Origin of the sequence: Streptomyces sp. NPDC101152, assembly GCF_044768275.1 — a bacterium.
In the GTDB taxonomy this organism is placed as follows: domain Bacteria; phylum Actinomycetota; class Actinomycetes; order Streptomycetales; family Streptomycetaceae; genus Streptomyces.
Genome location: NZ_JBIWPO010000018.1, coordinates 120458 through 139450, shown reverse-complemented (window position 1 = coordinate 139450; position 18993 = coordinate 120458). Strand labels below are relative to the sequence as shown.

The 18993-nt window shown below is 71.6% G+C and carries 19 protein-coding genes; 5 read left to right on the top strand and 14 right to left on the bottom strand.

Annotation, left to right across the window (positions count from 1 at the left end):
- The first annotated feature begins 168 nt into the window (after positions 1–168).
- Positions 169–771 (top strand): HAD family acid phosphatase, encoded by a 603-nt coding sequence (locus ACIRVK_RS23845; protein ID WP_404250170.1) that lies wholly within the window; start codon positions 169–171, stop codon positions 769–771.
- A gap of 76 nt (positions 772–847) precedes the next feature.
- Here ACIRVK_RS23845 and ACIRVK_RS23840 read toward each other — a convergent pair whose 3' ends face one another.
- Positions 848–3373, bottom strand: coding sequence for an ATP-dependent Clp protease ATP-binding subunit (locus ACIRVK_RS23840; protein WP_404250168.1), 2526 nt, complete (start codon positions 3371–3373; stop codon positions 848–850).
- Positions 3374–3805: 432 nt separating this feature from the next.
- On the opposite strand from ACIRVK_RS23840, the gene ACIRVK_RS23835 reads away from it, so the two are divergent.
- Positions 3806–4459 (top strand): SCO3374 family protein, encoded by a 654-nt coding sequence (locus ACIRVK_RS23835; RefSeq protein WP_404250165.1) that lies wholly within the window; start codon positions 3806–3808, stop codon positions 4457–4459.
- A 12-nt stretch (positions 4460–4471) separates the two neighbouring features.
- On the opposite strand, the gene ACIRVK_RS23830 is transcribed toward ACIRVK_RS23835, so the two are convergent.
- The 10 genes from ACIRVK_RS23830 to ACIRVK_RS23785 form a co-directional block, all read right to left on the bottom strand.
- Positions 4472–4807, bottom strand: coding sequence for an Lsr2 family protein (locus ACIRVK_RS23830; protein ID WP_404250164.1), 336 nt, complete (start codon positions 4805–4807; stop codon positions 4472–4474).
- A gap of 233 nt (positions 4808–5040) precedes the next feature.
- On the bottom strand, positions 5041–5583 hold the full coding sequence (locus tag ACIRVK_RS23825) for an amino-acid N-acetyltransferase (RefSeq protein WP_404250162.1): 543 nt from the start codon (positions 5581–5583) through the stop codon (positions 5041–5043).
- Positions 5584–5592: 9 nt separating this feature from the next.
- Positions 5593–6018 (bottom strand): BlaI/MecI/CopY family transcriptional regulator, encoded by a 426-nt coding sequence (locus ACIRVK_RS23820; protein ID WP_404250160.1) that lies wholly within the window; start codon positions 6016–6018, stop codon positions 5593–5595.
- Between the two features lie 102 nt (positions 6019–6120).
- A complete protein-coding gene (locus tag ACIRVK_RS23815; RefSeq protein WP_404250157.1) occupies positions 6121–6300 on the bottom strand; it encodes a hypothetical protein in 180 nt (59 codons plus the stop codon).
- A 72-nt stretch (positions 6301–6372) separates the two neighbouring features.
- Entirely contained in the window at positions 6373–7035 is a 663-nt protein-coding gene (locus ACIRVK_RS23810; RefSeq protein WP_404250202.1) for a hypothetical protein, read from the bottom strand.
- A 121-nt stretch (positions 7036–7156) separates the two neighbouring features.
- Positions 7157–7954, bottom strand: a complete 798-nt coding sequence (locus tag ACIRVK_RS23805; protein ID WP_361275217.1) for a type III pantothenate kinase — start codon at positions 7952–7954, stop codon at positions 7157–7159.
- A gap of 9 nt (positions 7955–7963) precedes the next feature.
- Positions 7964–8941, bottom strand: coding sequence for a carboxylating nicotinate-nucleotide diphosphorylase (nadC, locus tag ACIRVK_RS23800; RefSeq protein WP_404250153.1), 978 nt, complete (start codon positions 8939–8941; stop codon positions 7964–7966).
- Positions 8942–8946: 5 nt separating this feature from the next.
- Positions 8947–10671 (bottom strand): L-aspartate oxidase, encoded by a 1725-nt coding sequence (locus ACIRVK_RS23795; RefSeq protein ID WP_404250150.1) that lies wholly within the window; start codon positions 10669–10671, stop codon positions 8947–8949.
- Positions 10668–11669 (bottom strand): pantoate--beta-alanine ligase, encoded by a 1002-nt coding sequence (gene panC / locus ACIRVK_RS23790; protein WP_404250148.1) that lies wholly within the window; start codon positions 11667–11669, stop codon positions 10668–10670. The genes ACIRVK_RS23795 and panC overlap by 4 nt, the downstream gene beginning before the upstream one ends.
- Positions 11666–12604 carry a Rossmann-like and DUF2520 domain-containing protein gene (locus tag ACIRVK_RS23785; RefSeq protein ID WP_404250146.1) on the bottom strand — a complete coding sequence of 313 codons (939 nt, stop codon included), beginning with the start codon at positions 12602–12604 and terminating at the stop codon, positions 11666–11668. Before ACIRVK_RS23785 ends, panC begins: the two co-directional genes overlap by 4 nt.
- Positions 12605–12788: 184 nt before the next feature.
- On the opposite strand from ACIRVK_RS23785, the gene ACIRVK_RS23780 reads away from it, so the two are divergent.
- Both ACIRVK_RS23780 and ACIRVK_RS23775 read left to right on the top strand, forming a co-directional pair.
- Positions 12789–14012 carry a threonine aldolase family protein gene (locus ACIRVK_RS23780; protein ID WP_404250143.1) on the top strand — a complete coding sequence of 408 codons (1224 nt, stop codon included), beginning with the start codon at positions 12789–12791 and terminating at the stop codon, positions 14010–14012.
- Positions 14013–14099: 87 nt separating this feature from the next.
- Entirely contained in the window at positions 14100–15203 is a 1104-nt protein-coding gene (locus tag ACIRVK_RS23775; protein WP_404250140.1) for a DUF5937 family protein, read from the top strand.
- Between the two features lie 25 nt (positions 15204–15228).
- On the opposite strand, the gene ACIRVK_RS23770 is transcribed toward ACIRVK_RS23775, so the two are convergent.
- The 3 genes from ACIRVK_RS23770 to ACIRVK_RS23760 form a co-directional block, all read right to left on the bottom strand.
- The gene (locus ACIRVK_RS23770) at positions 15229–15861 is read right to left on the bottom strand and encodes an AAA family ATPase (protein ID WP_404250138.1); all 633 of its coding nucleotides are present in this window, start codon (positions 15859–15861) and stop codon (positions 15229–15231) included.
- A gap of 49 nt (positions 15862–15910) precedes the next feature.
- A complete protein-coding gene (locus tag ACIRVK_RS23765; RefSeq protein WP_404250136.1) occupies positions 15911–16582 on the bottom strand; it encodes a response regulator in 672 nt (223 codons plus the stop codon).
- A gap of 64 nt (positions 16583–16646) precedes the next feature.
- Positions 16647–17849 carry a sensor histidine kinase gene (locus ACIRVK_RS23760; RefSeq protein ID WP_404250133.1) on the bottom strand — a complete coding sequence of 401 codons (1203 nt, stop codon included), beginning with the start codon at positions 17847–17849 and terminating at the stop codon, positions 16647–16649.
- Between the two features lie 163 nt (positions 17850–18012).
- Here ACIRVK_RS23760 and ACIRVK_RS23755 point away from each other — a divergent pair, with 163 nt between their 5' ends.
- Positions 18013–18993: an SAM-dependent methyltransferase gene (locus ACIRVK_RS23755; protein WP_404250200.1), complete on the top strand. Its 981-nt coding sequence runs from the start codon at positions 18013–18015 to the stop codon at positions 18991–18993.

The following is an 18993-nucleotide window of genomic DNA, read 5'->3' as shown; positions in this document are numbered from 1 at the left end:
GTAAGGGACAAATCGCCTGTGCGCCATGTCACCGAGTACTGACGTGCCGTGTGACGCGCGTCTCTGGTGTATTACCGCCGGTAACCCTACGGTTCCCCTCGCGCCACTTTCGCCCACGAACATGCATCCGACACCGGCAGCATCACGGACGTGAGAGGAACCCCACCGATGACAGGACGACGCCTTCTGGTGCGCCGTATGACCGTCGCCGCCGTCTCGGCGACCGCCCTCGTGGCCATGGCCGGCCCGGCCGACGCCGCCACGACCGACAGCACCAAGGTCGACTACGCCACCTGGCAGAAGGACTGCCAGGCCGTGATGGACCAGGCACTGCCCTACATCCAGCAGCGCATCGCCTCGGTCAAGCCCGGCGAGAAGCAGGCGATCGTCCTCGACATCGACAACACCGCGCTGGAGACCGACTTCGGCTTCAGCTACCCCCAGCCGGCCAACAAGCCGGTCCTGAACGTCGCGAAGTACGCCCAGGAGCACGGCGTCTCGCTCTTCTTCGTCACGGCCCGCCCCGACATCATCGAGTCGGCCACCGAGTACAACCTGCAGTACGACGGCTACCAGGTCTCAGGGCTCTACGTCCGCGGCTTCCTCGACCTCTTCAAGGACGTCGCCGCCTACAAGACCGCCCAGCGCGTCGACATCGAGAACAAGGGCTACGACATCATCGCCAACATCGGCAACACCGCCTCCGACCTCTCGGGCGGCCACGCCGACCAGACGTTCAAACTCCCGGACTACAACGGCCAGTTGTCGTAGTCCGCGGTCCGCGCATGCGAAAGGGGCCGGTGCCCGAAGGCACCGGCCCCTTTCGTCGGCCGGGAAGCCGTGAGGCTTACGCCTCCTTGCTCAGGTTCGGACCCGCTCCGCCGGCGGCCTGCTCGATCGGCGGGACGTCCGGCAGGGCCGACTTCTCCTCACCCCGGAAGGTGAAGGTCTTGGTGTCGCCCTCGCCCTCGGTGTCCACGACCACGATGTGACCGGGGCGCAGCTCGCCGAAGAGGATCTTCTCCGACAGGGAGTCCTCGATCTCGCGCTGGATCGTGCGGCGCAGCGGCCGCGCGCCCAGCACCGGGTCGTAACCCTTCTGGGACAGCAGCTCCTTGGCGGACTGGGAGAGCTCGATGCCCATGTCCCGGTCCTTGAGGCGCTCGTCCACCTTGCCGATCATCAGGTCGACGATCGCGAGGATGTCGGTCTGGGTCAGCTGCGGGAAGACGACCACGTCGTCGACGCGGTTCAGGAACTCGGGGCGGAAGTGCTGCTTGAGCTCGTCCGACACCTTGTTCTTCATGCGCTCGTAGTTGGTCTTCGTGTCACCCGAGGCCGCGAAGCCCAGGTTGAAGCCCTTGGAGATGTCCCGGGTGCCGAGGTTGGTCGTCATGATGATGACCGTGTTCTTGAAGTCCACGACCCGGCCCTGGGAGTCGGTCAGGCGACCGTCCTCCAGGATCTGCAGCAGCGAGTTGAAGATGTCCGGGTGGGCCTTCTCCACCTCGTCGAACAGGACGACGGAGAACGGCTTGCGGCGGACCTTCTCGGTCAGCTGGCCGCCCTCTTCGTAGCCCACGTATCCGGGCGGGGAACCGAACAGACGCGACACCGTGTGCTTCTCGCTGAACTCGGACATGTCGAGGGAGATCAGCGCGTCCTCGTCGCCGAAGAGGAACTCGGCGAGCGCCTTGGACAGCTCGGTCTTACCGACACCGGACGGGCCGGCGAAGATGAACGAACCACCGGGACGCTTGGGGTCCTTCAGGCCCGCGCGCGTACGGCGGATCGCCTTCGACAGCGCCTTGACGGCGTCGACCTGGCCGATGACCCGCTTGTGGAGCTCGTCCTCCATCCGCAGCAGGCGGCTGGACTCCTCCTCCGTCAGCTTGAAGACCGGGATGCCGGTGGCGGTCGCGAGGACCTCGGCGATCAGCTCGCCGTCGACCTCGGCGACGACGTCCATGTCGCCGGCCTTCCACTCCTTCTCCCGCTTGGCCTTGGCGGCCAGGAGCTGCTTCTCCTTGTCGCGCAGGGAGGCGGCCTTCTCGAAGTCCTGCGAGTCGATCGCGGACTCCTTGTCGCGGCGCACGCCCGCGATCTTCTCGTCGAACTCGCGCAGGTCCGGCGGCGCGGTCATCCGGCGGATACGCATCCGGGAGCCGGCCTCGTCGATCAGGTCGATCGCCTTGTCCGGCAGGAAGCGGTCCGAGATGTACCGGTCGGCCAGGGTGGCGGCCTGGACCAGCGCCTCGTCGGTGATGGAGACGCGGTGGTGGGCCTCGTACCGGTCGCGCAGACCCTTGAGGATCTCGATCGTGTGCGGCAGGGACGGTTCGGCGACCTGGATGGGCTGGAAGCGGCGCTCGAGGGCCGCGTCCTTCTCCAGGTGCTTGCGGTACTCGTCCAGCGTGGTCGCACCGATGGTCTGCAGCTCACCGCGGGCCAGCATCGGCTTCAGGATCGAAGCGGCGTCGATGGCGCCCTCGGCGGCACCCGCACCGACCAGCGTGTGCAGCTCGTCGATGAACAGGATGATGTCGCCGCGGGTGCGGATCTCCTTGAGCACCTTCTTCAGGCGCTCCTCGAAGTCACCGCGGTAGCGGGAGCCGGCGACCAGCGCACCGAGGTCCAGGGTGTAGAGGTGCTTGTCCTTGAGGGTCTCGGGCACCTCGCCCTTGACGATGGCCTGGGCGAGGCCCTCGACGACGGCGGTCTTGCCGACGCCGGGCTCACCGATCAGGACCGGGTTGTTCTTCGTACGGCGGGACAGCACCTGCATGACCCGCTCGATCTCCTTCTCGCGCCCGATGACCGGGTCGAGCTTGGACTCACGAGCGGCCTGGGTGAGGTTCCGGCCGAACTGGTCGAGGACCAGGGACGTCGAGGGCGTGCCCTCGGCAGGCCCGCCGGCGGTGGCGGTCTCCTTGCCCTGGTAGCCGGAGAGCAGCTGGATGACCTGCTGCCGCACCCGGTTGAGATCTGCGCCCAGCTTGACCAGGACCTGGGCGGCGACGCCCTCGCCCTCACGGATCAGGCCGAGCAGGATGTGCTCCGTGCCGATGTAGTTGTGGCCCAGCTGAAGGGCCTCGCGGAGCGACAGCTCCAGGACCTTCTTGGCACGGGGGGTGAAGGGGATGTGCCCGGACGGGGCCTGCTGGCCCTGGCCGATGATCTCCTCCACCTGCTGGCGGACCGCCTCGAGCGAAATCCCGAGGCTCTCAAGGGCCTTGGCGGCGACACCCTCACCCTCGTGGATCAGGCCCAGGAGGATGTGCTCGGTGCCGATGTAGTTGTGGTTGAGCATCCGGGCTTCTTCCTGAGCCAGGACGACAACCCGCCGCGCGCGGTCGGTGAACCTCTCGAACATCGTTAATCGCTCCTCAGAGCGGTCAGGCAGTGGGGGGAACTTCCCCTCCCTGTCCTTCCGCAGCTTAGTCCCGCAAGCGGGGACCGCTCATTCCAACTGCCGACACCGTCGATGGCCTCCTGACCCCGCTAACGCCGACATCTGCTCCAACCCGATGGTGCGAGACGATGTTCCCGCAGGCCAGGCAGTTACCCTCACCATCAGTACGCCGATGGCGAACGTGAGACGTCCTGTTCTGCGTGTCGCCCCCTCCCACTAGGGATTGTCCTACCCGCTCGCACTGACACTCCATGCCGTACGCCCCCCGTCCCTCCGCTACGGGCGAACAACCTTGTGCCCCGCCGCACCCCCGCACGCCCCGTTTTCGGAACTCTGCGCATTCGCTGGACCACCCAGCGTAACCAGTGGGGTCTTTCGGCGGTTGCAATGGGCATGGTCGGCAGCCACTCACCGGTACCCCTCCCCGCACTCTCCGGGGACCGGACCACGGTCCCGCGTCCGCGCCGGCCGCTCGATCCGGCCGAGGCGCCCGGCGACCACGTCCGCCGGTGGTACGAGAACGAACTGGGCTGGCCGACGGTGCCCGCGGATCGGGCGGGCCCGACAGCTCCGGTACGGCTTCGGGTGGGCGAGCGCTTCGACGTCCTGGACGTCCCGGCCGAGGCGGGCCGCGCGGGCCTGCGCCACCTCGCGCCGGGCTCTCCGGTGGCCGTACGGGGCGACCGGATGCGGCTGCTGGTGGCGGCGGGCAGCGCCGAGGAACTGCCCGGTCTGCTGGAGTGGCTGGAGTGGGGCGGCCTGCCGCCCGGTCTGACGGTCATCGGCGAGGGCGGCGCCATGGACGCGCCCGCACCCCCGGAAGGGGCCCTACGGGTCCCCCCGAACCGCACGCGGGCCTCGCAGGGGGCCGCCGTGTGGCTGCGGCCCCCCGGGCCGGGGGGCGAGGCCGAGGCCTCGCTGCCGACGTTGTCGGCCGTGGGGGGCGTGGGTGGTGCCCCCGATCTCGTACGACTCGTGAACACGCTGGCGACGTGGTGTCACCGGTTGCGGCTGCGGCACGCGTACGTGCGGCAGCCGGCCCGCTGAGCGGACCGGCGATCAGGCGTTGGCCTTCTCGTAGGCCTCGCGGATGGCCGCCGGGACCCGGCCGCGGTCGTTGACCTCGAGACCGTTCTCCTTCGCCCACGCGCGGATCTGCGCCGTGTCCTGGCTCCCACCGGAAGCGACGCGCGCCTTTCCGCGCCCGCCCGCGGCGCGGCCCCCGGTACGACGACCACCCTTCACGTAAGGCTCGAGAAGGCCGCGAAGCTTGTCCGCATTGGCGGTCGTGAGATCGATCTCGTACGTCTTGCCGTCCAACGCGAACGTGACGGTCTCGTCCGCCTCGCCGCCGTCGAGGTCATCGACAAGAAGGACCTGAACCTTCTGTGCCACCGGATTTCCTTTCATCCAATACTTGAGGGCCGGGGGTCTGCGGCGTCCGCCGTTTCGCCGTCCCCTGTTATATGCAGTACTGCAGTACGTCGGAAAGCAAACCGCTTTTGCCGGAAAAACACAAACCCCTGGACAGCGGGACCGGCAGTCCGACCCGGCCGGGGAACGTGCGCGTTTCGGACATAGGGAACGCGGGGAAGGGAGGCGGCCGAATACACCCCGGTGATCGGTGATCACAGATGCAGAAGCATCCGGCTGTTGCCCAAGGTGTTCGGTTTCACCCGTTCGAGACCGAGGAACTCCGCGACGCCCTCGTCATAGGAACGCAACAGCTCCGCGTAGACATCGGTGTCGACGGGCGTCTCGCCGATCTCGACGAAGCCGTGCTTCCCGAAGAAGTCCACTTCGAAGGTGAGGCAGAAAACGCGACGAACACCCAGCCAACGCGCGGTGTGCAGCAACTTCTCCAGCAGGCGGTGTCCCACTCCGGAGCCCTTCAGACCGGGCTTCACCGCCAGAGTGCGCACTTCCGCGAGGTCTTCCCACATCACGTGCAACGCACCGCAGCCGACCACCTCGGCGTTGTCGTCGCGTTCGGCGACCCAGAACTCCTGGATGTCCTCGTAAAGCGTGACCGTCGCTTTGTCGAGCAGGATGCCGCCGCGGACGTACGCGTCAAGCAGACGGCGCACGGCCGGGACATCGCTGGTACGGGCCCGCCGGACGGTGATGGCTTTAGCGCTGACTTCGGGGCCTTCGGGGCTTGCTGCTGACATGAGCGGACGCTATCGCCCGCCGCCGTCCGGTGCCGAGCCGGGGTTCTGCCCGCCCTCGGCGGGCCCGGGTGTTTCCGCTGTCTCTTCCGGTCCCTGGACGATGCGTACGGCGTCCCGCAGGGCCTGGCGCTGTTCCTCGCTCATCATCCCGAAGAAGGCGACGAGAGCTGCCGCGGGGTTGTCGCTCTGGGACCAGGCCTCGTTCATCAGGGCGGCGGCGTACGCGGCCCTGGTGGAGACCGCCTCATATCGATAGGCCCGGCCTTCCGCCTCGCGGCGCACCCAGCCCTTCTGATGGAGATTGTCCAAAACGGTCATCACCGTGGTGTACGCGATGGACCGTTCCTGCTGAAGGTCTTCCAGGACTTCCCGAACGGTCACCGGGCGGTTCCACTTCCACACCCGCGTCATGACCGCGTCTTCGAGTTCTCCCAATGGGCGAGGCACACCTCAGCACAATAGTGGGAGAACTCCCCATTCGCGTGCGGGACGGGCACTTTCACCGGCAAACGGGAACAAAAAGGGCGACGGCGCCGGTCAGCCCTCGGTCTTGACGGAGCCCTGCTGGGCGGCCTCGGCGCGGGCGATGGCGGCGTCGACGGCCGCGTCCTCCTTGGCCTTGTTGGCCCCGCCCTGGGTCTTCACGATCACCCTGATCAGACCGATGAAGAACACGGCCATGACGACCGGCGGCACGAGCGCGGAGACGTAGTCCATGGATCCAGAGTAGCCAGGTGCCGCCAGGGCGGACGGGTCGGGGTTCGGGAAGGTTCGGGCGATTCGGGCGGCTCAGCCCGCGGCGAGCTGCCGGGGCTGGTCGGCGGCCGGCGGCGGGGTCGGTTTGCGGCGGGGAAAGACCTCGCCGGGGGTGGGGATGGGGCGGGCCGGCTTCGGGGCGGCCGGGGCGGGGGCAGGGGCGGGCTTGGGGGCCGCCGGCTTCTCCGCGGGCTTCTTCTCCGGCCTCTTGGCGGGGTCCCGGTCGGCGGCCGCGAGCGGCGGCGCCCCGGAACCCAGGGGGCCCGAGAGGCCGCCCGGGAGGGCCGTGAGGCGCGTACGGGAGGCGGGGACGGCCGGGGCCGTGCCGCACGCCGGACGGCCCCGTACGTCATGCTCCGCGAGGAGCTGGCAGTGGTCCAGGAGGGCGGCGCCGACCGGATTGCCGCGCAGGGCCCGCAGGGCGGCCAGGTCGTCCGGTTCGGGCCGGTACCCGGCACCCAGCGCCTCCTCGAGCAGCGTGAGGTACCCGGCGGCGGTTCCGGGCAGAGCGGCGCGGTAGCGGCCCAGGTCGGCCACGAGGAAGGCGCGTAGCCTGGCCCCCTCCCTGATCGCCTCGTCGAGGGACTCGGCGAGCCGGAGACAGTCCTGGACGTCGTCGGCCGAGGCGGGGCTGGGGTGCAGGGCGAGGGCGAGAGCGCGGCGGAGCACACGCAGCTCCTCCGCGCCGAACGCCATGCCGCCGCGGGATCCGTAGGGCGTGGGCATGCTGCGACGATACGCGCTAATCAGACAAACTCGACATAAGAGGCGGGTGTGGCGTGGCCGGTCCACCCGCCCGGCCGCGCCGCCCGCGTCCTCACATGCGCGACACGTTCCGTTCGTAGACCAGGCGCAGTCCGACCAGCGTCAGCCAGGGCTCGTGCTCGTCGATCACCGACGACTCCCCGAGCACCATCGGCGCCAGCCCTCCGGTCGCGATCACCGTCACGTCGTCCGGGTCCTCGGCGAGCTCGCGGGCCATGCGGCCCACGACCCCGTCGACCTGCCCGGCGAACCCGTAGATGATGCCGGACTGCATCGCCTCGACGGTGTTCTTGCCGATGACGCTGCGGGGTCTGGCCACCTCGATCTTCCGCAGCTGCGCGCCGCGCACGCCGAGCGCCTCGACGGAGATCTCGATACCGGGGGCGATGACGCCGCCGACGTACTCGCCCCGCGCGGAGACCGCGTCGAAGGTCGTGGCCGTGCCGAAGTCGACGACGATCGCCGGACCGCCGTACAACTCCACGGCCGCCACCGCGTTGATGATGCGGTCGGCGCCGACCTCCTTGGGGTTGTCCGTGAGGATCGGTACGCCGGTCTTCACGCCCGGCTCCACGAGAACGGCGGGTACGTCGCCGTAGTAGCGCCGGGTCACCTCGCGCAGTTCGTGCAGCACGGAGGGGACGGTCGCGCAGATGGCGATGCCGTCGATGCCGTCGCCCAGTTCGTCGCCGAGCAGCGGGTGCATCCCCATGAGGCCCTGCAGCAGCACCGCCAGTTCGTCCGCCGTGCGGCGGGCGTCCGTGGAGATGCGCCAGTGCTCGACGATGTCGTCGCCGTCGAAGAGGCCCAGGACGGTGTGGGTGTTGCCCACGTCGATCGTCAGCAGCATGGCCGGTACCTACTCCGCCGCTCGCAGGTCGAGGCCGATGTCGAGGATCGGCGAGGAGTGGGTGAGGGCGCCGACGGCGAGGTAGTCGACGCCGGTGTCGGCGTAGGCCTTGGCGTTGTCCAGGGTGAGACGTCCGGAGGCCTCCAGGGCGGCCCGGCCGTGCACGATGGCGACGGCCTCCTCGCACTCGCCGGGCGTGAAGTTGTCCAGCAGGATCAGGTCGGCGCCGGCGTCGACGACCTCGCGCAGCTGGTGCAGGGTGTCGACCTCGACCTCGATCGGCACCTCCGGGAAGGCCTCCCGCACCGCCTTGAAGGCCTGCGCGACCCCGCCGGCGGCGACGACGTGGTTGTCCTTGACGAGGGCCGCGTCCGACAGCGACATGCGGTGGTTGACGCCGCCGCCGCAGCGCACGGCGTACTTCTCCAGCGACCGCAGTCCCGGGGTGGTCTTGCGGGTGTCGCGGACCTTGGCCCGCGTGCCCTCCAGGGTGTCCGCCCACGCGCGCGTGGCGGTCGCGATGCCGGAGAGCCGGCACAGCAGGTTCAGCGCGCTGCGCTCGCCGGTGAGCAGGTCACGCGTGCGCGTGGTGACCGACAGCAGCTTCTGCCCGGCCTGCACGCGGTCGCCGTCCTCGACGTGCCGCTCGACCTCGAACTCGTCCGTGCACACCACGGAAAGCACCGCCTCGGCGACCCTGAGGCCCGCCACGACGCCCGCCTCGCGCGCGGTGAAGTCACCGGTGGCGACGGCGTCCTCGGGGATGGTCGCGACCGTGGTCACGTCCACGCCGTGGTCGAGGTCCTCCTGGATGGCGACGTTGGCGATGTCCTCGACCTCCACGGGGTCGAGTCCGGCGCCGGCCAGGAGTTCGGCGAGCGCGGGGTCGAGCCCGCACTCCAGGTATTCGGCGTCGGCGTCGGCGCCGCAGGCACAGCCGTCGCCGCAGCCGCCGTTCGACGCGAGGGGAAGGTCGGGGGTACTCACTTCTGTCACTGCTCCTGGAGGCGCTGCTGTGGCTGCTGGGTCGGGGGGAAGTCTGCGGTATCGGTGGTGTGCACGGCGAGTGTGCGGTCCGGATTGAGCCGTACGACGATGTGGCGGCGCCAGGCGGTGTCGTCGCGCTCGGCGTGGTCCTCCCGCCAGTGGCAGCCCCGGGTCTCCTCGCGCATGCCTGCGGCGGCGACCAGGACGCGGGCCACGCACAGGAGGTTGGTGGCCTCCCAGGTGTCGACGCCGGGCTCGGCCGTCTTGCCGTTCTCGTCGAGGGCGTCACGGGCGTCGGTGTGCAGCTGACGCAGCTGTTCGGCCGCCTTGGCGAGGGAGTCGGCGGAGCGCAGGACGCCCGCGCCGTCGGTCATGATCCGCTGGATCGCGAACCGGTCCTCGGGGGCGAGGAGCGGGTGCGCGGGCGTCTCGGGGTGCTCCACGGGCTCGGGCACGCGCGCGTGGAGTCCGTTGTCCGCCTGGCTCGCGGCGATGTCGGCGGCGATGCGCTCGGCGTAGACCAGGCCCTCCAGGAGGGAGTTGGAGGCAAGCCGGTTGGCGCCGTGCACGCCGGTGCAGGCGACCTCGCCGCACGCGTACAGGCCGGGGACGGTCGTCCGGCCCCGGGAGTCGGTGCGCACGCCGCCGGAGGCGTGGTGGGCGGCCGGGGCGATCGGGATGGGCTCGGTGACCGGGTCGATGCCGTGGGCGCGGCAGGCGGCGAGGATGGTCGGGAAGCGGTGCTCCCACATGGCGGCGCCGAAGTGCCGGGCGTCGAGGAACATGTGCTCGGCGTCCTGCTCCAGCATGCGGCGCAGGATGCCCTTGGCGACGATGTCCCGGGGCGCGAGTTCGGCCAGTTCGTGCTGCCCGACCATGAAGCGCACGCCGTCGGCGTCGACCAGGTGGGCGCCCTCACCACGGACGGCCTCGGAGACCAGGGGCTGCTGGCCCTCGGCGTCCGGGCCGAGGAACAGCACGGTCGGGTGGAACTGCACGAACTCCAGGTCGGAGACCTCGGCGCCCGCGCGCAGGGCGAGCGCCACACCGTCGCCGGTCGACACCGAGGGGTTGGTGGTGGCGGAGAACACCTGGCCCATGCCGCCGGTGGCGAGAACGACCGCCGGGGCGTGCACGGCGCCCACGCCGTCGTGCTGGCCCTCGCCCATGACGTGCAGGCTCACGCCCGCCGTACGGCCGTCGGCGTCCGTCAGCAGGTCCAGCACGAGCGCGTTCTCGATGGTGCGCAGCCCACGCGCGCGTACCGCCTCGACGAGCGCCCGGGAGATCTCCGCGCCGGTCGCGTCGCCGCCCGCGTGCGCGATGCGGCGGCGGTGGTGACCGCCCTCGCGGGTGAGTTCGAGGTCGCCGGCCTCGGACTCGTCGAAGTGCGCGCCGGTCGCGATGAGCCGCCGTACGGCGTCCGGTCCCTCGGTGACGAGGAGCCGCACGGCGTCCTCGTCGCACAGGCCCGCGCCGGCCACCAGGGTGTCGTCCAGGTGCTGTTCGGGGGTGTCGCCCTCGCCCAGGGCCGCGGCGACGCCGCCCTGCGCCCAGCGGGTGGAACCGTCGTCCAGGCGGGCCTTGGTGACGACGACCGTCGTCAGCCCCGCGGCCTCGCAGCGCAGCGCGGCGGTCAGGCCGGCGACCCCGGAGCCGACGACCACCACGTCGGCGGAGATGGCCCACCCGGGTGCGGGCGCGTGCAGTCGTATGCCTGTGCTGGTCACGAGGCGGCTCCGAGGGTTCCGAAGGTGAGAGGGAGGTTGTCGATCAGCCGGGTCGTCCCGACCCGGGCGGCCACGGCGAGGACGGCCTCGCCGGTGAAGTCGTCCTCGACCTCGGTGAAGTCGGACGGGTCGACGAGGGCGAGGTAGTCCAGTTCGAGCGGCGGCGACAGGCGTGCGGCGTCGTCGAGGACCAGGCGGGCGGCGGCGCGGACCGCGGAGGGGGCGCCGGGGATCGCCTTGGCGACGGCGTGCGCGTCGGCCGCGGCCCGCGACTCCCCGAGGGCGCTGAGCGCTTCGGCACGCGCGTGCGTGGCGGGCACCTCACGCGCCCGCGCGCGCAGCGCCTCCTGAGCCGCGTGCCGGTCGCGGCCCGCGAACAGCGCGCGGGACAGCGCCAGCGCCGTGCGCCGCTCGGCGGCCGACAGGTAGCGGTTGCGGCTGGAGAGGGCGAGGCCGTCCTCCTCGCGCACGGTGGGCACACCGACGATCTCGACACCGAAGTTCAGGTCCCGCACCATGCGGCGGATCAGGGCGAGCTGCTGCGCGTCCTTCTGGCCGTACAGGGCGATGTCGGGGCGGGTGAGGTGCAGCAGCTTGGCGACGACGGTGAGCATGCCGTCGAAGTGGCCGGGGCGCGAGGCGCCCTCCAGGCGCTCGCCCATGGGGCCCGCGCTGATGCGGACCTGGGGTGCGCCGCCGGGGTAGACCTCGTCCACGGACGGCGCGAACACGACGTCGGCGCCCGCCTGTTCGGCGAGTTTGAGGTCGGCGTCCAGGGTGCGCGGGTAGCGGTCGAGGTCCTCGCCCGCCCCGAACTGGAGGGGGTTGACGAAGACGGTGACGACGACCTCGCCGTCCGCCGTGGCGATCTCGCGCGCGGTGCGGATCAGCGTGGCGTGGCCCTCGTGCAGGGCGCCCATGGTCATCACGACGGCTCGGCGGCCGGTACGCGTGCGTGCGTGCAGTTCGTCGGCGGTGCGCAGCAGGGTGGTGGTCATCGGGCCTCTCCCTCGGCACCGTGGGTCCCGTCGGTCCCGTCGGCGAGTACCCCGAGGAGGTCCTCGGCGAGTTCCGGCTTCAGCAGGCCGTGGGCGAGCGCCCGGTCGGCGGTCGCGCGGGCCATCGCCAGGTAGCCGGCGACGGCCTGCGGGGCGTGCCGGCGCAGTTCGTCGACGTGCGCGGCGACCGTGCCGGCGTCCCCGCGCGCGACCGGGCCGGTCAGGGCCGCGTCACCGGAGCGCAGGGCGTTGTCCAGGGCGGCACCGAGCAGCGGGCCGAGCATCCGGTCGGGCGCCTCGACGCCGGCCGCGCGCAGCAGCTCCATGGACTGCGCGACCAGCGTCACGAGGTGGTTGGCGCCCAGCGCGAGGGCCGCGTGGTAGAGCGGCCGCATCTGCTCGGCGATCCACTCCGGCTCGCCGCCCATCTCGATCACCAGCGCCTCGGCGGCCAGCCGCAGCTCGTCGGGCGCGGTGACCCCGAAGGAGCAGCCGGCCAGCCGCTGGACGTCCACGGGCGTGCCCGTGAAGGTCATCGCCGGGTGCAGCGCCAGCGGCAGCGCGCCCGCGCGCAGAGCGGGGTCGAGCACCTTCGCGCCGTAGCGCCCGGAGGTGTGCACGAGCAGCTGCCCCGGCCGGACGGCCCCGGTCTCGGCGAGGCCCTCGACCAGCCCGGGCAGGGTGTCGTCGGGGACGGTGAGCAGGACCAGCTCGGCGCGCGCCAGCACCTCGGCGGGCGGGACGACCGGCACGTCCGGGAGAAGTTGCGCGGCGCGCCTTCTGGAGGCGTCGGAGACCCCGGAGACGGCGACCGGGCGGTGTCCGGCGAGCTGGAGGGACGCGGCCAGCGCGGGGCCGACGCGACCGGCGCCGACGACGCCGACGGTGAGCCGCGCGGGGCGGTCCCTGAGGTCTGGCTGTTGGCTTGTACTCACGCGACGGTGGCCTTCCCGTTCCAGTCCGCTCCGGGTACCGGACGATTTCTCGTCATGTTAACGCTATCCGTTCCACGGGCGTCCGGTTGTCCACAGGCTGTGGGTTTCCGCACACGGCGGCCGCGTCCGCGGGCCTGTGGAAAACCGGGTGCCCCGGGTGGCCGGGCCGGGCATGATCCGCACCATGAGCGACGCGGCGGAGCAGACCGAGCGGACAGACGAGCAGATATCCGACGAGGAGCGCCTCAAGCGCCGCCGCCAACGGCGCATCAGCGCGTTCCGGGGCGCGGAACGGGTGCTCGCGCGCCCCGGCTTCCTGGGCACGCTCCGCGAGCGCCTGGCACTGCTGGACGACCTTCATGACGTGTACGACCTGGACGAACCCTCGGACATCTACGGCAACGGCGTCGTCGAGGCCCTGGAGCAGAAGGTCGCCGGGCTGCTCGGCAAGGACGCCGCCGTGTTCTTCCCGACCGGGACGATGGCCCAGCAGGTGGCGCTGCGGTGCTGGGCGGGCCGCACGGGCAGCCCGACGGTCGCCCTGCACGGACTCGCCCACCCGGAGGTGCACGAACGGAACGCGTTCAGTCAGGTCAGCGGCCTGCGTCCGGTCCGCGTGACGAGCGAGCCGCGGCTGGCGACCGCCGACGAGGTGCGCGAGTTCGCGGAACCCTTCGGGGCGCTGATGCTCGAACTGCCGCTCAGGGACGCCGGATTCGTGCTGCCCTCCTGGGAGGAGCTCACCGACGTCGTGGAGGCGGCGCGCGAGCGCGACGCGGTGGTGCACTTCGACGGCGCGCGCCTGTGGGAGTCCACCGTCCACTTCGGCCGTCCCCTGGACGAGATCGCGGGGCTGGCGGACAGCGTCTACGTGTCGTTCTACAAGTCCCTCGAGGGCTTCGGGGGCGCCGCGCTCGCCGGACCCAGGGCACTCGTCGAGGAGGCGCGCGCCTGGCGGCACCGGTACGGCGGCCAGATCTTCCAGCAGTTCCCGACGGCCCTGTCGGCCCTCGCGGGCCTGGAGCGGGAACTGCCCCGGCTGCCCGAGTACGTGGTCCACGCGCGCGTGGTGGCCGCCGCGCTGCGCGAGGGGTTCGCGGCGGCCGGGGTGCCGTGGGCGCTCGTCCACCCGGAGCTGCCGCACTCCCACGACTTCCAGGTCTGGCTGCCGTACGGCGTCGACGTCCTCTCGGAGGCGGCGATCCGGCAGGGCGAGGAGACGAAGACGCTCCTGTTCGGCAACCCCTGGGAGGAGAAGGGCCCCGGTCTGGCCTTCACCGAGGTGTACGTCCGGGCCGCGGGCCTGGAGTGGACCGCCGAGGATGTGAAGGCGGCCGTCGCGGAGTTCGTCTCCCGCCTCACCGAGGAGGCCGGAAAGCAGGGAGCGGCCGGAGCCGTCGGTCCGTAGCGCGCGACCGCCGCGTGGCGTCACGTCGATTGACGGCCGCCGTCAATCGGGACCGGCGTTGTCAGTGGCCGGGTGCACCATGTGGTCATGAGCGTGCGCATCGACATCGCGGGGCTGCGGCCGGAGAGGGTCGCCGTCGTCCCCTCCCCCCTGGCCGAGCTCGGCATGGCCCTGCACGCGCTGTCCGAGCCCGGCCACCACCCGGGCCTGCAGGCCTGGGTGACGGGGGTGACGGCCCGGCTCGACTCCCACCTCGCCGACCGGATGTGCGAGGCGGACTTCCTGTGGCGGACGACGTTCTCCGACCTGTTCCTGCCCTGCGCGGGCATTCCGGGCGGCGCCACGCTCCCCGGGGCGACGCTCGCCGAGGAGCTGGACCTGCTGGACAAACTGACGGACGATCAGTTCGTCGACGCCGCCCTGGAGTTCAGCTGCGCGATGCCCTACGGCGTCGGCCCCAGCCCGCTCGTCGACGCCGGGCTGCGTCGGCGCGCACTGGAACTGGCCGCCGCGCGCGGACCGCGGCAGGAGCGCTTCAGTGAGCTGCTGCTGACCGACCCGCCCCGGATCCGGGCGTGGCTGCGGCAGTTCCTGCAGGACTGCGACGAGGCGTTCTTCGCCGAGACCTGGTCCCGGCTGCGCCACCAACTCGCGGCGGACGCCCGGCACAAGACCGACCTCCTGCGCCGCCGGGGCCTGGCGGAGGCGCTGGCCGCCGTGTCCCCGGCGGTCGCCCTCGACGAGGACGCCGCACAGATCACGGTCGACAAGCTGAGCGTGGGCTCCGCGGCCGCCGAGGACGGCACCCTGCTGCTGGTACCGACCAGCCTCGGCTGGCCCCACCTGTCGGTCCTCTACCGGCACGGCTGGCAGCCGGTGCTGCACTACCCGGTCGGCTCCCCGGAGCTCGCCGCCCCGCCCTCCGTCGACCAGCTCGCCCTGCGCATGACCGCCCTGTCCCACCCGGTCCGGATGCGGATCTGCCGCCACCTGGCCCGCAGCGCCTACACCACGAGCGAGCTGGCGCAGGTGCACGGCATGACGGCCCCGGAGATATCCCGGCACCTGGGCGTCCTGAAGAAGGCGGGCCTGATCACCACGCGCCGCCGCGGCCGGTACGTCCAGCACCAGCTGGACATAGCCGTCGTGGCCCGCCTGGGCAGCGACTTCCTGGAGGGCATCCTGCGCTGAGCGGGTCCCGGGGCGCCCGCCGCGCTCAGTCGAAGCGGATGTGGCGTATCCCCACCCGCGCCTGCCTCAGCCGGGTCCGCAGCACGCCCTCGTCGTTCGGCCGCAGCGTCAGTCCGACGAGCACGGCGATGCGGTCGGCCGTCTTCGGCACGGTCGAGTGGTCGGTCCACAGGTGCTCCGCGAACTCCGGCTCCCGCAGCCGCTCCAGGCAGTGGTCGAGCTGCCGCACTGCCCAGGTCTCCCTGCCCAGGCCGGCGTTCTTGCCCACGGCGAAGGGAAGGAGGTGCCCGAAGCCGCGTCCCCGCAGCCGCTCGAGCACGGTCTCCCGCTCGGCCAGGAGGGTGAAGTGCCGTACGTCATGGCCGAGTTCGCGCAGCCGGCCGACGGTCTGGGCGAAGCAGTCGGAGTCGGTGACGGTCATGGGCGCGATCACGACCCCGTCGTGTTTGCCGAGCGTCAGATCGAGCACCTCGACCACGCCCTGCCGCCAGGACGCCAACTCCTGCAAGTCACCGCGCAGTTCGGGCGGCAGCATCCGGCGCAGACCGAACCCGGCGTGCTCGGGGTCGCAGACCACGCTGCCCCGCAGCCGCCGGTGAATCTCGTACGCGGTCTGTGTCTTGCCGCCCCCGAACGGGCCGTTGATCCACAGGAGCATGCGCAGACCCTAGTGGACGGCGGTTACGCGGATATCACGCGCGCGTGGATCAACCGTGCCCACCCGCGCGCACCAGCCCCGTCTCGTACGCGAGGACCACCACCTGCACCCGGTCGCGCAGCCCCAGTTTGGTCAGGATGCGACCGACGTGGGTCTTGACCGTCGCCTCGGACAGCACCAGACGGGCGGCGATCTCGCCGTTCGACAGACCCTGCGCGACCAGCACCATGACCTCGCGCTCCCGGTCGGTGAGCCGCTCCAGTTCCTTGTGCTGGGGCTCCTTGCCGCCGCTGGGCAGCATCGGCGCGAACCGGTCGAGCAGCCGGCGCGTGGTCGACGGCGCCACCACCGCGTCACCGCTGTGCACGGCGCGGATGGCGGCGAGGAGTTCGCCGGGCGGCACGTCCTTGAGCATGAAGCCGGACGCACCGGCCTTCAGCCCGGAGAACGCGTACTCGTCGAGGTCGAAGGTGGTAAGGATCAGCACCTTCGGCGGGTCCGGCTCGGAGCATATGCGGCGGGTCGCCTCCACGCCGTCCAACTTCGGCATGCGGACGTCCATCAGGACGACGTCGACGGCCGTGGAGCGCAGCACCTGAAGGGCCTCGACGCCGTCCCCCGCCTCCGCGACGACCTCCATGTCCGGCTGGGCGGCGAGCACCATCCGGAACCCGGTGCGCAGCAGCACCTGGTCGTCGACGAGCATCACGCGGATCGTCATCGAAGCCTCTTCCGTGTCCGTCTTCAGGGTGTTACAGGTGTCAACAGGGGGCGCGCGAAAAGCGTCAATGCGCCGGTTTGAGCGGCAGCAGGGCGCTGATGCGGAATCCTCCGCCCGGGCGCGGGCCCGCGTCCAGGGTGCCGCCGACCATGCCGACCCGTTCGCGCATCCCGATCAGGCCATGTCCCTGGCCGTCGGCGCCGCCCTCCTCGTACAGCTCGTGCGGGGCGCCCTTGCCGTCGTCCTCGACGAGCAGCCCGAGCCCGTCGTCGAAGTAGACCAGCCGCACGCTCGCGCCCGCGTTGGGCCCGCCGTGCTTGCGGGTGTTCGTCAGCGCCTCCTGCACGATGCGGTACGCGGTCAGCTCGACGCCGCTGGGCAGCGGGCGCGGGGTGCCCTCGACCTTGAAGTCGACGGGCAGCCCGGAGGTGCGGCACTGCTCGACCAGCTCGTCGATCTGCTCCACGTCCGGCTGCGGGACGTACTCGCCGACCTCCTTGTGCTCGCCGGTGCGCAGCACGCCCAGCAGGCGGCGCATCTCGGCGAGGGCCTGGCGGCCGGTCGAGGAGATGGTCTCCAGCGCCTTCTTCGCCTGGTCGGGGGCGGCGTCGAGGACGTAGGCGGCGCCGTCGGCCTGCACCACCATCACCGACACGTTGTGCGCGACCACGTCGTGCAGCTCGCGCGCGATCCGGGCGCGCTCGGCCGCGACGGCGACCTTGGCCTGCGCCTCGCGCTCCTTCTCCAGCCGGGCGGCGCGCTCCTCCAGCTGCGCGAAGTAGGCACGCCGCGTGCGGATGGAGTCGCCGAGCACCCAGGCCAGCGCGAACGGCACCGTCTGGAAGATCACCACCGCCAGATGGCCCAGCGTGCTGGAGTGCTCCTGCGGCCAGCGGACCTCCGCCGCGGTCGCCGCGAACAGGCCGACCGCCAGCGCGACCCGGGACGCCCAGCGGGCGCCCATCACGGCCACCGTGTACACGATCACCAGCATCGCGAAGTCGGCGACCATCGTCGCCACGTCCAGCGCGAGCTGCACCACCCCGAGACCGATCGCCAGCAGCAGCATCTTCTCGGGCATGCGCCGGCGCAGGGCGATCACCAGGCACAACATCAGTGCGATCGGGACGACCCGGGCCGGCGACGTGCTGCCGCGGGTGTCCTGGTGGCCGGCTCCACTCGCCAGCGTGATCCCGAACAGGAAGACGGCCCAGAAGGCGTCCACCCAGATCGGGTGCCTGCGGATGAAGTCATAGAGGCGCTGCACGTAACCCAGCGTAGGGAAGCGAGATGCGTGCAGGGGTCAACCGGAGGGCCGATCCGCATCCGGTGCGCGTACTCCGCAAGGTGGAGGCTGTCTTCCCCTGTGCGCTTAGCCTGACCCGGTGACGGAAGAGACGAGGGACGACTGGCATGGCTGGCGGACGGCCATGCGAGCGGCCCTCTACGGGCCCGACGGCTTCTACCGCCGTCCCGAGGGACCCGCCGGGCACTTCCGTACGTCCGTGCACGCCTCGCCGCTGTTCGCGGGCGCCGTGGCGCGGCTGCTGTGCCGAGTCGACGAGGCCCTGGGCCGGCCCCCGCGACTCGACTTCGTGGACATGGCGGCCGGGCGCGGCGAACTGGTCACCGCCGTGCTGGCGGCGCTGCCCGCCGACGTGGCTCCACGCGCGCGTGCGTACGCCGTCGAGCTCGCCGACCGCCCCTCCGGCGTGGACGACCGGATCGAGTGGCTCCCTCGGCCCCCGCGCGGCGTCACCGGGCTGCTCTTCGCCAACGAGTGGCTCGACAACGTACCGGTGGACGTCGCCGAGGTGGACGCGGACGGAGTGGCGCGCCGGGTCCTCGTGCGACGGGACGGCACCGAGCGCCTGGGCGAACCGGTCGGCGGCGTCGACGCCGACTGGCTGGCGCGCTGGTGGCCGCTGCCGCCCGAGGAGGGCCTGCGGGCCGAGATCGGGCTGCCGCGTGACGAGGCCTGGGCGGACGCGGTCGCCTCCCTCGACCGGGGCCTCGCGGTCGCCGTGGACTACGCCCACACCAGGGACGCCCGCCCCTTGTTCGGCACCCTCGCAGCCTTCCGTGAGGGCCGGGAGACGGCACCCGTGCCCGACGGGTCCTGCGACATCACGGCCCACGTGTCCCTGGACGCGTGCGCGGCGCGCTCGGGGCGCCGCGCACGGCTTGTCCGGCAGCGGGACGCTCTGCGGGCCTTGGGCGTCGCGGGCGTACGCCCCCCGCTCGCGCTCGCCTCCTCGCAACCCGCCGCCTACCTCCGCGCCCTCGCGAGCGCCGGGGAAGCCGCGGAGCTCACCGCTCCGGGGGGCCTCGGGGACTTCGTGTGGCTGCTCCAGCCGGTGGGGATCGCGAACCCGCTCGACGGCACGGAGCCGTCCGACTCGGCCACCTGA

What these genes read in the sequence shown, in the direction of transcription:
- ACIRVK_RS23845 (WP_404250170.1), top strand. Translation starts at nt 169, where the DNA reads ATGACAGGACGACGCCTTCTGGTGCGCCGTATGACCGTCGCCGCCGTC.
- ACIRVK_RS23840 (WP_404250168.1), bottom strand. Translation starts at nt 3,373, where the DNA reads ATGTTCGAGAGGTTCACCGACCGCGCGCGGCGGGTTGTCGTCCTGGCT.
- ACIRVK_RS23835 (WP_404250165.1), top strand. Translation starts at nt 3,806, where the DNA reads ATGGTCGGCAGCCACTCACCGGTACCCCTCCCCGCACTCTCCGGGGAC.
- ACIRVK_RS23825 (WP_404250162.1), bottom strand. Translation starts at nt 5,583, where the DNA reads ATGTCAGCAGCAAGCCCCGAAGGCCCCGAAGTCAGCGCTAAAGCCATC.
- ACIRVK_RS23815 (WP_404250157.1), bottom strand. Translation starts at nt 6,300, where the DNA reads ATGGACTACGTCTCCGCGCTCGTGCCGCCGGTCGTCATGGCCGTGTTC.
- ACIRVK_RS23810 (WP_404250202.1), bottom strand. Translation starts at nt 7,035, where the DNA reads ATGGCGTTCGGCGCGGAGGAGCTGCGTGTGCTCCGCCGCGCTCTCGCC.
- ACIRVK_RS23805 (WP_361275217.1), bottom strand. Translation starts at nt 7,954, where the DNA reads ATGCTGCTGACGATCGACGTGGGCAACACCCACACCGTCCTGGGCCTC.
- panC (WP_404250148.1), bottom strand. Translation starts at nt 11,669, where the DNA reads ATGACCACCACCCTGCTGCGCACCGCCGACGAACTGCACGCACGCACG.
- ACIRVK_RS23780 (WP_404250143.1), top strand. Translation starts at nt 12,789, where the DNA reads ATGAGCGACGCGGCGGAGCAGACCGAGCGGACAGACGAGCAGATATCC.
- ACIRVK_RS23775 (WP_404250140.1), top strand. Translation starts at nt 14,100, where the DNA reads ATGAGCGTGCGCATCGACATCGCGGGGCTGCGGCCGGAGAGGGTCGCC.
- ACIRVK_RS23770 (WP_404250138.1), bottom strand. Translation starts at nt 15,861, where the DNA reads ATGCTCCTGTGGATCAACGGCCCGTTCGGGGGCGGCAAGACACAGACC.
- ACIRVK_RS23765 (WP_404250136.1), bottom strand. Translation starts at nt 16,582, where the DNA reads ATGACGATCCGCGTGATGCTCGTCGACGACCAGGTGCTGCTGCGCACC.
- ACIRVK_RS23755 (WP_404250200.1), top strand. Translation starts at nt 18,013, where the DNA reads ATGCGAGCGGCCCTCTACGGGCCCGACGGCTTCTACCGCCGTCCCGAG.